The 16,238-nt window shown below is 42.2% G+C and carries 13 protein-coding genes and 1 pseudogene; 9 read left to right on the top strand and 5 right to left on the bottom strand.

Annotated elements, in window-relative coordinates:
• Positions 1–84 precede the first annotated feature (84 nt).
• Together MHH50_RS19730 and MHH50_RS19725 are read right to left on the bottom strand one after the other, a co-directional pair.
• Complete coding sequence (locus MHH50_RS19730) at positions 85–1,140, bottom strand: ankyrin repeat domain-containing protein (RefSeq protein ID WP_340033297.1); 1,056 nt, start codon at positions 1,138–1,140, stop codon at positions 85–87.
• Between the two features lie 295 nt (positions 1,141–1,435).
• Positions 1,436–2,325: pseudogene (locus MHH50_RS19725) on the bottom strand (AraC family transcriptional regulator).
• 148 nt (positions 2,326–2,473) lie between these two features.
• Here MHH50_RS19725 and MHH50_RS19720 point away from each other — a divergent pair.
• The 3 genes from MHH50_RS19720 to MHH50_RS19710 are packed head-to-tail and all read left to right on the top strand — an operon-like array spanning position 2,474 to position 4,399.
• Positions 2,474–3,379 (top strand): DMT family transporter, encoded by a 906-nt coding sequence (locus MHH50_RS19720; RefSeq protein ID WP_076218162.1) that lies wholly within the window; start codon positions 2,474–2,476, stop codon positions 3,377–3,379.
• 43 nt (positions 3,380–3,422) lie between these two features.
• Positions 3,423–3,755, top strand: coding sequence for a tRNA-binding protein (locus tag MHH50_RS19715; RefSeq protein ID WP_076281507.1), 333 nt, complete (start codon positions 3,423–3,425; stop codon positions 3,753–3,755).
• 50 nt (positions 3,756–3,805) lie between these two features.
• The gene (locus MHH50_RS19710) at positions 3,806–4,399 is read left to right on the top strand and encodes a hydrolase (RefSeq protein WP_076127313.1); all 594 of its coding nucleotides are present in this window, start codon (positions 3,806–3,808) and stop codon (positions 4,397–4,399) included.
• A gap of 70 nt (positions 4,400–4,469) precedes the next feature.
• Here MHH50_RS19710 and MHH50_RS19705 read toward each other — a convergent pair whose 3' ends face one another.
• Complete coding sequence (locus MHH50_RS19705) at positions 4,470–5,282, bottom strand: undecaprenyl-diphosphate phosphatase (RefSeq protein WP_036688882.1); 813 nt, start codon at positions 5,280–5,282, stop codon at positions 4,470–4,472.
• A 233-nt stretch (positions 5,283–5,515) separates the two neighbouring features.
• On the opposite strand from MHH50_RS19705, the gene MHH50_RS19700 reads away from it, so the two are divergent.
• From MHH50_RS19700 to MHH50_RS19675, 6 genes are all read left to right on the top strand, one after another.
• Complete coding sequence (locus MHH50_RS19700) at positions 5,516–6,067, top strand: GNAT family N-acetyltransferase (RefSeq protein ID WP_340033295.1); 552 nt, start codon at positions 5,516–5,518, stop codon at positions 6,065–6,067.
• A 510-nt stretch (positions 6,068–6,577) separates the two neighbouring features.
• Entirely contained in the window at positions 6,578–7,228 is a 651-nt protein-coding gene (locus MHH50_RS19695; protein ID WP_076307657.1) for a hypothetical protein, read from the top strand.
• Entirely contained in the window at positions 7,221–7,649 is a 429-nt protein-coding gene (locus MHH50_RS19690; protein ID WP_076307658.1) for a hypothetical protein, read from the top strand. Before MHH50_RS19695 ends, MHH50_RS19690 begins: the two co-directional genes overlap by 8 nt.
• Positions 7,646–9,154: a hypothetical protein gene (locus MHH50_RS19685; protein ID WP_076307659.1), complete on the top strand. Its 1,509-nt coding sequence runs from the start codon at positions 7,646–7,648 to the stop codon at positions 9,152–9,154. The genes MHH50_RS19690 and MHH50_RS19685 overlap by 4 nt, the downstream gene beginning before the upstream one ends.
• 12 nt (positions 9,155–9,166) lie before the next feature.
• A complete protein-coding gene (locus tag MHH50_RS19680) occupies positions 9,167–9,925 on the top strand; it encodes a DUF6063 family protein (protein WP_076190642.1) in 759 nt (252 codons plus the stop codon).
• Entirely contained in the window at positions 9,912–14,393 is a 4,482-nt protein-coding gene (locus MHH50_RS19675) for a hypothetical protein (RefSeq protein ID WP_076307660.1), read from the top strand. The genes MHH50_RS19680 and MHH50_RS19675 overlap by 14 nt, the downstream gene beginning before the upstream one ends.
• Before the next feature lie 81 nt (positions 14,394–14,474).
• Here the strand turns inward: MHH50_RS19675 and MHH50_RS19670 are convergent, their stop codons facing one another.
• The gene (locus MHH50_RS19670; protein WP_256716018.1) at positions 14,475–15,359 is read right to left on the bottom strand and encodes a DMT family transporter; all 885 of its coding nucleotides are present in this window, start codon (positions 15,357–15,359) and stop codon (positions 14,475–14,477) included.
• Positions 15,359–16,210 (bottom strand): AraC family transcriptional regulator, encoded by an 852-nt coding sequence (locus tag MHH50_RS19665; RefSeq protein WP_076190650.1) that lies wholly within the window; start codon positions 16,208–16,210, stop codon positions 15,359–15,361. Before MHH50_RS19665 ends, MHH50_RS19670 begins: the two co-directional genes overlap by 1 nt.
• Between the last annotated feature and the right edge of the window lie 28 nt (positions 16,211–16,238).

Below are 16,238 nucleotides of genomic sequence, written 5' to 3'. Positions count from 1 at the left end.
TTGACGCCCCAAAGTTTTTTCTTCGGGGCGTTTCTTTGTTTTCTTTAGTTAACTAATAGACAACGTTAAGGATTCTGGATAGACTTAACGGGAATAATCGGGTTGTGTCATAGAAATAGGCTGAGGATTGGCAAGTACCCATCGCACCGCCAGCTCGCATAATCTGGCCGGTTGCTCATTGCCAGCGATGTTGCGGAACCGTTTGGCGAGTGATGTTGCCTCTTGAAGAAGGACGGGCTCTAAAGGCGTTCCCGTGCTAAAATGCCGTATCAGTGCATCCAGCATTTTACGGTAATCGGCATCCCAGTTTCCTCCGCCATTATTAAGGATTTCATGAGACACCCGCCCTGTGATGCGGATAACCTCACCCTGCACCGTTGTCGCGTGTCCTGAAGCAGGGACGAGAAAATCCCACAGCTCTTGGTGCTGTGCGGGCCATGCGGCTTCCGTTACCTCGATAGGAGAGATTCCATCATGTCTCTGCAGTTTCGCTATAGGCTCGACATCAAATTGCCGGTACAGCTCCAGGAGAGCATTTGCAGTTTCCTCCAGTCGATCTTTATTGTAATTTGTTCTGACGAATTCAAAATCCTTGCCGATACGCCGCACGGATTCCTTCATCTCCGGCGTGATTACTGCTCCTGCATCCAGCATAATTCGCGAGATTTCTGCCATGTGAACTATATCGATATTCCGGCATTGTAATAATCCTTTGGCGAGAGGTGTGTTTTTTCGGTTATTTTCTGCATGGACATTTGCGCCGCGTACCACCAGATCACGCACTACTTTTGTTTTGTAAGAAGCTGCTGCTGAGTGCAGCGGTGTCTCATTCTGGTAATCCAGAGCTTCCATATCTGCACCTAGTTCAAGGAGTAAGGGGACATTTCCGGACCAGGTTGCAGCCTGAGCATGAAGAGGGGTACGCTTATAGTTGTCGGCAGCGTTGATGTCAGCACCCTGCTCCACAAGCCAGGAAACCATTTCATCCGGTATTTGCCGGAAGCTGAGGGCGGTACCTTTGCTGTAACCCCCACGGGCATCCCATTCGCATAGCTCAAATACCTCTTTTAAGGCAGATATATCATTCGTTTTAACCAGCTCGGCAAAATTGGCGGGTAATGTTTTTTTCTTTTTGCCCATCTCATTTTTCCGCTCCTTTATTAATAGATAAATAGCAGATAACTTCTTGCAAGTTTATCATATAGGAGAATTGAACACTAATTTATGCAGGACGAAAAGGTTGAAGATATAAACGTAACTTTATTGGAAAAGAGTGGGGTATCGTTTATATGGCGATCCCGAAATCATAGACTATTAGAAAATGAAAACATTAAGCTTGTGTCTTGGAAATATATTCGAGATTTACGAAGGACATCGAAATTACGCTAACACAAGGCAATCAGACAAAGTGATCGACTCTGCCTTTTTTGATTTTTTAAGTTCGTTCATTTCTAATTTTTCTGAACTCCTTAGGAGTTATGTTTAAGTGTTTTTTAAAAGACTGGATAAAGTGATTTGCGTTATTGAAACCAACTCGCTGTGCGATTTCAGTTATCGTGTAGTCAGTTGCTATTAACAAATCACAGCTTTTATTAATGCGATATTTAATTAAGTAGAAATACGGAGTCATATGGATACTTTTCTTAAAACCTCGAGTGCACTCCGATACACTTAGATGTGCTGTATCTGCTATTTCCTTCAATGTCAAATTATTAGAATAGTTTTTGTGAATAAAACTAAGCATTAATTGTAGTCTCTCTTGCTGGAGTCTGTTATATTTAGACGATTCCTCAGAGGATAGAGAAAAATTTGATATAAGGATTAACCATAACTGGACTGTTTTGATAGAAACTTCGTACTCCCATCCCCATTTTTTTTCGATTCAAATTCTTTTTTCATATCCCAAAGAATTTGTAGGATTTGATTATGCCAGTCCTTATCTCCTTTGATTTCTAAACTTAACAAGAATGAATTGGTATACGGAAGTACATACTTTTTTTCCATTGCACTATCAGAATAAAAGGCAAGTAACTTCTCTGGGAAGTTAAAACTAACATATTCACCCTCTTGGTTAAGGTACGTAACAATATGAAGTACGCTCTTATTAATAAAGATGGCCTGACCTGCTTCTAAATCATAATTGATTCCGTTGACTTGTATGGTTAGTTTCCCTTTGGTCACTAAAGTAATTTGTAGTTCTTGGTGCCAATGTAGATCGTTAACCCCTCTGCCATTAGGAATAGATTCATAATTGGTATGAGTGTACATGATGTATGGAAATGCATCATCAGGAAATTGAATGGATTCGTGCAATTGCTTTTTCAAAGTGCTTATTCTCCTTATTTGACGATATTTCTATATAAATTAAAGATATAGTTGCACAATATAGACCATGACGGTGATATTATTATATCCAGCCTAGACTTATCATACAATTCTGTGCACAGGGATTGTCACACATTTTGGAGGAACTATGGTTAGTTCAAATAAACCGTCTATACTATTTCATCCGTTTATTCTGTTATTTATCAGTATCTTGTCCGTTTCTATCTCTTCAATCATGATTAAACTTTCAGATACACCTACTTCAGTGGCCGGGATGTATAGATTGTTTATTTCTGTAATCATCATGCTCTGTTTTACATCTGGGAAAATGGCTCGGTCTACTGAGATGAATAAAAAAGATTGGGTCATCGTTATTTTATCCGGCCTATTTCTAGGGTTACACTTTTTATTCTGGATGGAATCTTTGGTCTATACTTCAGTTGCAAGCTCCATGGTGATCTTATCGTTACAGCCGCTATTTGTTATGATGGGGTCTTACTTTTTATTCAAAGAACATGTTAACCTGCTAACCGTTTTTTGCCTGATTGTTGCTCTTTTAGGTTCGATTGTTATTGCATGGGGAGACATATGGGTTTCGAAAGATGCACTAATTGGCGATGGTTTATCGTTAATTGGCACATTCTTTGCTTCAGTCTATCTGTTGGCCGGGCAAAAAGTAAGCGGCAAAATCAATGCAAGTCTATACAGCATTTTCGTCTTTTTTATTGGTGGTACTGTTATGCTCGTGTACAATTTGATAAATAATGTCTCATTAATTAATTATGCTTCATCAGATTGGATTTATTTTTTGCTTCTTGCAATAATTCCAACTATTTTTGGTCAATACATCTTTAACCTTTTGTTAAAGTCGATTGGAGCAACTACTGTCTCGGTTGGGATTATTGGTGAGCCTGTTCTTGCTATAGTCCTTGCATATCTATTATTAGGGGAAACTATATCGTTATTCCAGTTTATAGGTGGCATAATAACCTTATTCGGTATGGGAATGTATTTTTGGGCGAAATCTTTAAAGTACAACATTCAAAATAAGTAAATAAGCAGTCGGAAAATATTTTAGCTAAATAGGGGGTTGGCAAATGGTAACTATTGATGATTTTTTAAAACTTGATGTTCGTGTTGGAACAATTATTAATGCGGAGTTTTTTGCAAAAGCAAAAATACCTGCGATTAAACTCCTAATTGATTTTGGACCAGATATCGGAAGCAAAACATCAAGTGCACAGATTACTAAACGTTATAAGGCCGAAGAGATTGTAGGGCAACAAATCATTGGGGTAGTTAACTTTCCTGCTCGAAATATTGCGGGTTTCCAATCAGAAGTATTAGTTCTTGGAGGAATACTGGATAAAGGGGATGTGGTTCTCTTGAAGCCAGATATTAAATTACCTAATGGGACACCTATTGGGTAATATAGGGTAATTGTAGTATACAAAAATTGATAGTAATCGGAGAGAAGACAATGGAAGAATTAACAAGCTTAGCATCTGAAAGTATTGAGGCAAGTAAAACGGCGTTAGTCGTGATCGACTTGCAGCAGGGAATTGTCCACAGTCCAAAGCAGGGGCCGCATACAAGTGCTCAAGTGGTTGAGAATGCCAGCAAATTAGCCCAATCCTTTACGGAGAAAGGAGGATTTGTTGTTCTGGTGAGGGTGTCATGGCTAGATGGGCAAGATATGCTTAAACCTAAAACTGATTTGAAAATGAATTCCGTGACCTATCCAGAAGGTTGGGACGACATCGTACCAGAATTAGCGAATATCAAAAATGCACATCTGATTACCAAACGGCAGTGGGGGGCATTTTTCGGTACAGATCTTGATTTGCAGTTACGACGCCGCGGTATAGACACGATCGTATTATGTGGTATTTCTACCTCGATTGGTGTGGATACTACTGCTAGAGAAGCTTATCAGCTTGGTTATCATCAAGTTTTTGTAGAAGATGCTATGACCGCGATGGCTAAAGAAGAGCATGATTATGTATGCAAAACTATCTTCCCTCGCATAGGTAAGATCCGGTCGAGCGATGAAGTAATATCCATGTTGAAATAATATAAAAAAACCTCATGCTCTCTCTGTGATCTCAGAGATTGTCATGAGGTTTTTTAATTGAAATTATGACTTACATAAAGATGAGGAGAAGTATCCCAGCTAAGAAGCAGTAATAAGAGAAATACTTCAAATTACCTTTAGCCATAATCCCCATAAACCAGCGCATGGAGAAATAAGTAACGATAAGTGTAGTAATAAATGCAATCAAGTATGGAATGGCTAGCTGCGAGCGGTTAGGGTCGTGGGCAATATCAGATGCGCCCATAACGAGTCCGCCCAAACTGACAGGAATATAAAGCATAAAAGAAAAGCGTAAAGCAGTTTCTTGCTTCATTCCCACAGCGATGGAAGAGATGACAGTTGCACCAGAGCGGCTTATCCCAGGAATAAGGGCGACTGCTTGGGCAAGTCCGACTATAACTGCATCCTTCGCTTTTAAGTCACCATCTTGTTTACGTCCGCGAAGGTTACGGATCAACCATAAAGCTACCCCTGTAACCAGCAAGGCGATGGATACGGTATGAACCGACGAGAAGATATCCTCAATCTGATCCTTGAAGAGTAAGGCAACAATTACCGCAGGCAAGGTACCGATGATGATGTACAAAGAGAAGAGGAAATCCGACTTATATTCCTCTTTGCGGGTCAGAATAAATTGAACGAATCCAGTGATCAATCTTCCGATATCTTTGCGGAAAATAAAACAAATCGCAATTAGTGAAGCCGTATTTGTTAAGATTTCAAATGATAGCCCATTTTGTTTTAAGCCTAGCAATTTCTGTGCGATGATCAAATGGCCGCTCGAAGAGACGGGGATTGGCTCAGTTGCCCCTTGAACAAACCCTAGAAACAAGTATTTAAGCCACAGTATAATATCTTCCATTTTACCTCCCAGTATTTTTGTAATCTTTTCAATCATATCGTATTCAATAAAGAAATGACAATAGAACCATCGTGCCATATTCAATTGAACGAGTTATACTAATTCGTAAGACTATTAAATGAGGTGGAACTATTTGTAGTACAGTACTAAAAATTCAGCAGCATGATATTCCAAGAGCAGCCAGTGTTCTGGCCGAAGCATTTGCCAAAAATGATCCGTTATATCAGCATATCTTGCCTGATGAATCAACCCGATTACGCGTGTTGAATATTTTTTTTCATCGTTACATTGAGATGTTGTATCCATATTCGGATTTACTAACGACTTCTACTAACTTTGAAGCAGTGGCTTTAGTGTTCCATTCGGAGCGTCAGACAGGGACAGTGATTTCGAACGTCAGGTATATGAAACAGATTGTCTTTGCGATAATTAAGTCATTACCGATTTGCCGAATCATTGGGGTGCGAGGATTTATACGTGGTTTATCTATTTTGCGTAGTATGAGTTCCTTGTGGTTATCAATGTTTGGGGATCAGAAGTATAAACATTTGGATATGCTTGCAGTGCAGGATCAATATCGAGGTCAAGGATATGTATCAAAAATCATGACACCGCTACTCGCGGAATGTCGTATGAGCAATACGTTATGTACATTAGAGACACAGACACCGAGCAATTTGCCCGTTTATGAGCATTATCAGTTCCGTACGGTTAAGGTCATGCCTCTATCTAATAGCACACTTGAGCAGTATTGTATGGCGTTTACGCCAGGAGTTGCCGAGTAGTTAATAAAAAAGGGCGGTCCCATTCAGCCATTTCATGGTTTTTGGGGCAGTCTTTTTTTGCGGAGTCTATAAGGGTTAATGAAGCTTCAACAGAAAAATCAGGGAATTTCTCCCTGTAATTCTGCGATCTTTTGTCATCCGGCTAATAATTAGGGAAAACCTCCCTATTATTTAGCTGATTTGGTGGAAAATGAAGAGATTTCCCTGATTTTTAGGGAGCAATTCCCTAATTCAGATCATTTAGAGCGAATATCGACTGTTTTCAGGGAGTTTTTCCCTAATTATGTTCTAGCGATACCTAACACTGTAAAAAAGTCTATGTGTTAAAGTGAAAATCCGTAGTATAACCTCTTTTTTGATAGGAAAGTGTAAACAATAGAATCTATTATTTTGTTTAACAAAAATAGCATAACCTTTGAAGGATTGTTATAATAGAAACATATATTCCCGTGCTTCAGAACCCTATACAGGATGTATAGGGGTTTTATTTCTTTTAGTGAGGGTGATGAATTGAGAGTAATTATAATTAATTTGTTGGAGAATAAGTACGGAACTGTGCGTACAGGGAGAAGAAAAATAAATCTTGACAGCATTGAACAAGAAGTCATTAGTTCTGCTTATAAAACACAGGAAGAATATCTATGGGCCGGAGGATTTCGTGTTTTGGCGGATAGTATAAACGAGCTTGTTGCTGAAAGTTTCTTAGAACCGGTGAAGTCCAGTCCGATGAGTTCTAAACAGCCTTATATGTATACATATTTTTGGTTAAATAAGAGTGTTTCAACTCAAGTGGGGTGGGATCCTTCAGCCGTGTTAAGCGTACAGAATCTACTGGATCTTCATTATTACTTGATTCGTCCTGAAACTCAGACACAAGAGGTTTGGGATCAGATTGTGCAGGTATCTAATTTTTTGCGTACGGCGAAGGATCGCGAAATCATTACAACAGAAGAAAGGTCACTGGAACTGTTTGGTAAGGAGAAGTGGCTCTCCGAAACTGAAGGTAAACAATTTCTTACTAGACTTAAACTTACGCTGGAAAGTTTAAAAAGTGTAAACGCAAGGGAGCCATTTATTTACTTCAGTTCATTAGTTCCCGTTCGGAATATTCTTATTGTGGAGAATAAGTCTTTTCCATTCAGCCAAACGATTAATGCTTAGTGAAAAGAAGATCTGTGGTCTGTTTCCAGACATGCTAATTTACGGTGAAGGTTGGAAGATTGATAGTAGCCTACTCTTTCTTGAAGAATTGGATATTGACCCCCTTCAAACCACCTTGTTATATGTCGGGGATATGGATAAAGCAGGTTTGGACATATACGGTAAACTAAAGGTTAGTTATCCGGATTTAAACCTTGGACTGGCGCTCCCTATTTATGAGCAGATGATGAAACTGACTGAGGAACCGTATATGTATAATGTTCCCCAGAGTTGTAACCCAGATCATCTACACAATGTACTTCAAGAATTCTCTAATTATCCCGAACTAAAGTCATATATGGAACGATTGCTGGAAGAGGACCGGAGAGTTCCGCAGGAAATTTTAAATTATGAAGTGATGGCGAGGTTAGCAGAAAGATGAATTGGTCGGATTTTGGCGAACGAAACAAACGATTGAATCCCCTGTGGAATTTGGGTGCTGGCATGAACCTTGGCGAAATCCAACCTTACAAAGAAATGGTATCTTTAAGCGTTCTGCTGCAAGTCTATTATCTGGAGCTAGAATCGAATGAGAGAAGATCCAAAGAGGATATTATTGAGCTTACTTGGACTGCGCTGGAACGTTTTAATATCGCCAATCTTGGGACTACCGAATCCGTAGAGCGTCTCGTGGACGGTTTATTGTGGAGCGGGAATGGTGGGGATTTCGAATCCTTTTTCTATGATGATGTGACCCGGCAAATGTCCGTGCAGAAATATAAGTATTTCACGGTGGATGAGGATGCGACTCGCAGCAGTTGGGAAGAGAACGGCAGAACCATCTATCGTCTCTCTGAATATGCAATGGAGCTCATTTTTATGAGCCATGAGATTATTGATGAATTTCAGATCAGCATCAAACTGCTCGAGATTCAAATGCATATAAAGCATGGGCGCGTAACTCGGGCTCTTCAGGATGTTAATGAACTGATCTCCCGTGTCCGCAAGATGACCCAGCAACAGCAAGAATACCGCAATGCGTTACGCCGCAATCCAAAGCATATTTTTAGTGAATTCGGAGTAGCTCGGCATCAGCGACTCGAAGAGATTCATCATCAGTTCGAGGAGGAACGCAAACATTTTGACAGTATTCACCGTTCTCTGGCCCGGCTGGCCAATGATGAGAAAGACGTGATCGACTTCAATGAGATCCGTATTCTCTCTGAACGAGTCGAGCTTTCTAGGCGTGTACACGATGAGCTGGCTGAGGTAGTGTTGAATATTTTTGAGATGGAGACCAATTTAAGGTTGAACTTCCCTGAATTATTCTGGGGAGCAGCCGGGTTTAACTTCCGTACACATGTATGGGAGGAATGGGTGAAAGAGGAGGGTCTGCCAAGCGGTGACAGTCTTGAACTGCTGCTCAGCGGATTATTCGCTCCGAATCAGGACTTCGTTTATCCGCTTCCTTGGGCTTGGGAGGAACAAGAGGTAGGGTTTATCCCTGACTTAATGATGGATGATTTCGAAGATGAGGTGGACACTGAGCCTGTTCAATATATTCCTAAAGGTATTCCGTGGGCAAGAGTAGTGGAGCTGTGGAAGCCGGTTTTTGCTGCCTTGGCTGAGCAGGGAAGCTTTACCTTTACTGCAGACGCTTTTTCCGCCGAAGAACTAACAGGGTGGGCAAACACACCGGATGCTGTTGATCTGTGGGTGCAGTTTTTTCATACAGATATTTTAGTGCAGGAACAGGCACCAGAAGGTGGTAGCGGCGTCTCTGATGAATGCCAACAGCTAATCCAATATGTGCTTGCAGAAGATCTTCTGTTGGAGAGTTTACGCGGCAAAACGCTGCGGACGAGCATTGCTCCAGAACCAGCCTCAAGGGTACGGTGTCCTGGTCTGGATATGAGTCCATATATGATTACGATCGTGGAGAGGTGAGAAGTTACTAACATGAGTTATACATTAGAACAGGTACAGCAAGCTTCGCGGCTATTTTTTGAATTGCTCCGTAAAAAAGTAATTCCTCTCGATGACCCTGCAGCGGCAGAATGCCTTCAGGATGCAGGAACTTATGATGCACTTCAGTATGTTGCTAAAGAAGGGGGCTGTCGGGTGATGAATTCCGGGCACCGTCTCCATCTGCTAGTTAATCCGCTAGGGTCAGTGTTTGCAACCAATTTCACCCAGTTGAAGAACAAATATTCACGTGTTGAGCGTAAAACTCACTTACATATTATCAATATTATTATCCTGGTTTTTCTAGCCGAAATGGATCAGGATGAGACTCATTTTAAGTCGGGGCAGGACAGTATGTCCTATATTCAAATTGCTGATCAGGTGTCCTCGCTCTTTCAGACGTGGATTCAGATGGATGAGGAAGGACGATTCAGCCAGCAGTGGCAGCTTGATATCCAAGCGATGTTTAAGGTATGGACCAGTCTTTACATGCAGACTAAGAGTCAGGAAGAGAGTGATCTTCTGACCAGAGGCGCAGGCTCACGAATTGGGCTGATTCATGAAGGCATGAAACTTCTGGAAGAGGAGAAACTCGTATTCATCTCTGAAACAGAGAAGCGTATCTTTCCTCGGGAAGAGCTTTATGAGAGAATGCGTTATTTATATCATGATGTCGATCGATACCAGGAATTAAAGAGCCTCATTGGAAGAACTTTAGCTGAGAAAGACGGTGCTACCTATGCCGCGGATTGAACGCATACGAATTACAGGACTTAAATACGAGAAGATGCTCAAGAAATACGACGACATGATTCTGGACCTCTGCAACGAAGAGGGACCCGCTAATACGCTTATTACGCTCATGAATGGCGGTGGAAAGGGCGTGCTGCTACAATCTATTTTCCAGCTATTGATGCCCAAAACACCATGGGGCAAAGACGGTGAGAACCAGGTTGAGGCATTCTTTCATAATCATAAAAAACAACTTAAACCTTACACTTTTCACGTAGCTATCGAATGGCATCTCGACAACAATGAGCGCAATGAGTATATGACCACGGGAATCGCTATGACGGCACATAATTCGCTTGATCAGCAGGATATCAAAGTGGATTACTTGCTGTACGCACTTACAGATTACGGTGAAGCGGCTGAACTTACGCTATCAACGTTGCCGTTATTTGACGAGGTGACTGCTGAACCTACGAGTTTTGAAACGATCCAGCAATTTGTGCGCGATCGGCGGGGAGAGATTGTACCTTTTGGCAGCCATAGCTCGGATTTGAAAAGATATTATGACTTCCTGGCTACCCGGGATATCCATATCGCCGAGTGGCGTAATATGCGGCGGATCAATGGTGAAGAGGGCGGTATCAAAGGTTATTTTAAAAAAAATGATGCCTTCACCAATCATAACTTGTTCGAAAAGCTGATTATTCCTGAAATCGGATCTAGTCTGAATGAAGGATTAAAGGAAGACGAAAATACGCTGCAGCGGATGTTTATCGATACAGCAACAGTGGCTCAGCGCTTGCCGATGCTTGAACAGCGGGAGCAGGTCTATACAGAGTTTCTTAGTATGGCTGCACCACTTTATGAGCTGGTAAAACTAGGCGTGGAAGCAGAAAACGTAGTTCAAGAAACGGAATTACGTGGACGCCAAATCTATACGGTTATCTATGAAGAGCAGAGAAATGCAGAAGCTGAGCGAAGTAAGATTGCTGATGAACTGGCTGGACGTTATCAGGATGCGAAGCAATTGCGCTTTGAGACAGACAATCTTAAATACTTACGCAGTAAGGAAGAAACGGAACTGAAGCAAGAAGAGTTTAAGAAGCTCAGTGATGATCAGAGCCGTGCGCGTGGTCGGCTGGAGGATTCCAAAGCGCAAGAGAAGAAGCTTGAAGTAGCTTATTTTCTGGCTAAACGGTTGCTCCATACCCGGCAAATTGAGCAGTGGCAAAAAGAAATTCAAGCTATCGAAGGTTCTCTGGAGATGAAAGAACGGCAGGAGGTCATTCAGGCAGCCAAGGAACAGCTGCGGAAACAGTGGGATGTGGTGTTTAATCTCTGGCAGCAAACGATCAGAGAGTTTGGGACAGCACAGCAAGACCTAACGGCGGAAGAGAGAAGATTGCGCAAGGAAAGGGAAAGTTTCTTGGTAGAGCTGGCCGGGCTGGATAATCAGATCAATGATTTGACCTTATCTATTCGCCAATACACGGAAGAACTCGGAGCATTCGCAGCCCAATATGGGCAGGATGCCGCCCATTCTCCGGCAGCTGCCCTGCAGCGTACGATCTCAGCGGCCAAAACGATTCTTCAAGACATTGGAGACTTGGAAGAACAGCACAAGCAGGAAGAGATTCGGAAGCTGGCACTGCATAAGAGTCATGCTGAGCTGAGTGAGAAACGGCGTTCTTATGAGCGTGAAGCGGACGAGCTTGGGGTTCTGCTTGAGTCACAGACTCAGAAAGAATCCCAATTATGGTCACAGCTCGTTGTACTGCTGGAAATGTATGAAGAGCATAATCGTTTAGGAGCTACTGGCCTTTTTGAAGAACAAGATGTTATCCCGGCACGTTTTATCCGAAAAATAGATGAAGTAGAGCAACAGACTAAACGTTCCAGAAGGGATTACTATAATCAGCTCATGGATGTGGAACTTCAGAACCAATCCTACTGGCTACCCAATTCAGATATTCTGACGGTCAAAGATACACTCGATTCGTTAAAGATTCAATCAACACTAGGTAGTTCCTACTTAAATGACCGTCCGTATCTTGAACGTGAGGAAGAACTGGAGCAATATCCGTTACTTCCATATAGTTTGATTATGACCCGGCGCGAAGCTGATAAAATTCAGCCGGAACTGATGAAGGACATCTTGCTTAAATCAGCGGTGCCGATCTTTATCCGTGAAGAGATGGCAGCTCCGCATCAAGCATACTTCATGCTTTTTGCGAATCAAGGGCCGCAAATGGTCTTGCAGCCGGATCGTTTCCAGGATTGGAAGAGCAGTATTCAGGGGAAACTCAAAGAACAGGAGCAGATCCTTCAGGACTCTGAAGCTTATTTATCTAAGTTAAAATCGGTGCGTCAAGAATATGAACGTTTATTCCAAACTGAGAATACCATGACGCTTACAGCCAAGCATGATGCCCTTATTAAACTGCAGGCTGAACTTCAGCAGAGCATTATCAATCTGAGCCATGAGATGGATGAGAACGAAGGGACGCTTACCCGGATCGGACGGGAGCTCGCTGAGAACAAAGTTCTAAGTGTGGAGCATGAGCAGAGAGCGGGGGTTCTGCAAGCTTGGATTGAACGGACGAAGAAACAGGAACAAGATTATAAGGAAAAACAAAAAATAATCGAACGAAAGAATCTGGTGAGCAAAGAGTTAGCAGGTAAAGATCAGCAGCTTGAACACCTAAAGGTGCAAATGGAAAGCTTGAGTGGACAACGCAATAAATGGACGAGAGAAACCGAATATGCGATGTTCCCTAGACTGCAACGATGGTTTCCTGAGATTGTTTTCCCAACAGATCCCCAGCTTTCTGATGAAGGAGAAGTCATACCTATAGATCCTGTAGAGCAGAATCTTCTCTTGCAGCAGCTCAGTACCGTGGAAAGTCTACAGCAATCATTAACTGAAAATGAACTGGAAGTTCGGACAAGAGCTGCACAGATTAAAGCAGCAAGCGAGAATCTGGCTGAGCTTGAATCCAGCCTGAATCAAGTGGATGTGAATTGGCGGAAGGCGACTGAACCTACGGAAACGTCTGAGACCATTATGGCTGCAAGAAATCGCCAAAAGACGGATACTACTTCGTTGGAGGAAGACTATCAGATTGTTCACGACGGTTACATCCGCTGCCAGACTGAATTGGAGAACTTGCAGAAAGAGTTGCGCAAAGTAGAGAAGGGGATCAAAGAGAAACATGAACGTGCCGTGGAGCTTTGGAATGAGGCGCTAGGGGATAAGGAGACAGAAATTCAGGAGCGCTGCCAAGCGAATGAGCTTATGCTTAATCAGTGTAAAAGATCCTTGGACCGAATCGATGTCCTCCTTCAGACTTTATCCAATCAAATCAAAATAATGAACGCGCATATTGAGGATCGCGTCAACCTACGGAGTGTGCCAGAAGAAATAACGCTGAGGGTTAGAGAAAGCTGCGAGCCTCTAGTAGCCGACTGGCTTCTCCGCATTAAGGATAGCCGGATTAGACAGGATGAGATCTCCAAAAAGGTGAAGGAAGAGAAAAATTCCTTAACCGAAAAACTTACGAAAAATGAACGGAATTCCGAACTGGAGACCAAGATTCTAGATCGATTGAATACGGTCCATTGGGATAATTTCGCCATTGCACTGCAAGTCCTAGATTCCATGCTACGCAGTTCGCGCGATCAGATCGAGAGCATTCAAAGCGATAAGGAAGGCATGGATCTCTCCCGCAAGATGTGGGTTGGCCGGGCATCTCTACGAGTGGTTCAAATCATTGATATTATGAAGCGAATGGAACGCCGGATGATTATTCATAACGAGAATAATTATGCCTTCCCGCTGGTACGTCTGAATTACAAGAATATCAATGTGCCAAGAACAAGCGATGAGGTAGAGCCGATGGTGAGTGACTACTTCAATCAATGCATCAATGAATTGCTCAAAAAGTATCCCAAGATAGAACAAGTGCCGGCGCTGGTAATCAAAGAGGTTATTAATGACGGACGAATTGTCTATGCGGCGCTGCAGAACCGCTTTCCGATACTTCAAGTGTATAAACCGGTAACGGAGAATTATTTCCTCTACGCCGCACCGGAAGATTATCATTATTCGGACTGGGAGATTATTAATCGCGGCGCACTGGATGAAGCAGTCGGCAGTGGTGGGCAACGTCAATCTGTACAGCTGCTGGTCGCAATGATGATCATGACGCATAAACGGGTGAATCGTGAGAATAAAGGCTGGACGGTCTTTTTATATGACAATCCTTTCGGAGAAATGGTCTCCAATAACGTGCTTGACCCCGTCTTCGAAATTTCCAAGGCGCTCAAATTCCAATGGCTGATTGTTACGCCGCCGGAGCTGGTGAAGAATGATGTCAGCGTGCGTTTTGGCGTGTATTGGCAGCTTTATTTTGGAGGCGTCAAAGGGGACATGCTGGAATCGACCCTGATCAAGGGAGGAAGAAAGCTTATTCCTGTCTCGTTGTTCTGAGTATGGAATGAAACTTAAAGAAGCTCCAGTATGCATCACGCTGCTGGGGCTTCTTTTTATTAAATGTTAAAGATGGTGTGGTTATTTAGGTTTGCGTTCGGAAATATATGAACCGGTGAGCGTTAAAAAAGTTCCCGTCAGGATTGCCCAGGTGATCTTTTCATTCAGAACAAGGGCGGAAGCTGCCACTGTAATTACAGGCACAATATAGATGTATACACTTGTTTTTACAGCCCCTAGAATCCCTACAGCTTTATTCCAAGTCAAAAAACACAGTGCCGAGGCACCCAGACCTAAGAAAAGCAGGTGAGCTACATTTGAAATCTCTTTGAATCTACTCAGACCCAGCTGGAAATCAAACAGAAACAGAGTAGGCAGCATAAACAGCAGACCATAGAAAAATACTCTGCGGGTAGCCCCTATAGTATGAACCTTTAGTAGGCTTATTTTTCGCATCAACACTGAATATATTGCCCAAACCACAGGTGCCAGCAATGCCAGCAAGTCACCGATGGGGTTCAGTTGGAGAAGAAAACTCCCGTTCAGCCCAATTAATATAATTCCTGCCAAGGCTATCAAAAATCCTATAAAAAACTGCCTGTGAAATTTCTCTTCTTCTAAAAAGAAGTGAGCGATAACCGCCGTGAAAAATGGAGCGATGGAGACAATTACACCTACATTGGATGCAAGGGTATAGACTAGGGCAATATTTTCTATAAGAAAATATAACGTGACTCCACAAAGACCTGCTGAGATAAAGAGTAATTCCTCTTTAAAGGATGTAGTTCGGATTGGACGTGAATAGATCAGTAACAGTACAAAGTACCCAATAAGAAAACGGAAGAACAGAATTTCCACAGGCGTAAAGTCTTTTAACAGTATTTTTGTGGAGATAAAGGTGGTTCCCCAGATTAAAATCGTAAGTAATGCCAGCAGATGTCCTGTGTTAATCTTGCGTTGATCTATCATTTCGTAAGTTCCATTGATGACTTTACTCCCGTTTGTTGAACAAATATACGCATATATTGCTTAGGGGTTAAGCCTATAAGTCTTTTGAAAAAATTTGTGAAATGGCTCTGATCACTGAATCCGGTTAGAGAGGCCACTTCTATTGGCAATATTCCTTGTTCTAAAAGCCTTTTGGCGTGGTTGATGCGAATAGTTTCCAAGTAACGGTAAGGTGATATTCCTTTCTGTCTGGTAAATAAACGCAGCAAGTGATATTTACTTAAGCCGCTCAATTCACTTAGCTGGTTCAGCGTAATGTTCTGCGCATAATGTAACTCTATGTATTCGCAAATGATTTTAATTTCAGAAGTAGGCTCTTGAGCGGGACAGAGGGTTTCTGTCTCCGTGTATTCTCTCAAAAGCTGCTCAAGGAGAAATAGAAATAACTCTTCTTTTTGAAAATCGGATTGATCCTCTAATATCATTTGGTGCAGATCGTGTAAAGGGCTCGACAGTTCACTTTGGTAGAGGACATTGTGTGTGAACCGCGGTAAGTAGTCTATGCCGGTAATTTCTAGCACATACTCACGCATGACTTCCGGCTGAATATTGATGCAGCGATAGTCAAGCGTTCTCCCGTCTATCTGTTCACAGGCATGGGGATCCGCCGGATTAAAGATGACCACATCTCCGCTGTTAAGAATATGCTCTTCTTGGTTACATAGCAGATGTCTCTTTCCTTGTTCAATAAAACCTATGACATAATAGTCATGAAAATGGTTGGGAAACTTCTGCATAATACCTTCGAATCGATAGGCCTCAAATTTTAAGTCACGATCGAAAACTACTGTTCGAACTTCACGAGTCATTGCTGCACCTTCTTTTCCAATTATGTAT

This window comes from Paenibacillus sp. FSL H3-0302, from assembly GCF_037982245.1.
Classification (GTDB): Bacteria; Bacillota; Bacilli; order Paenibacillales; family Paenibacillaceae; genus Paenibacillus_AQ; species Paenibacillus_AQ odorifer.
This window is presented reverse-complemented; position numbering and strand designations above follow the sequence as displayed.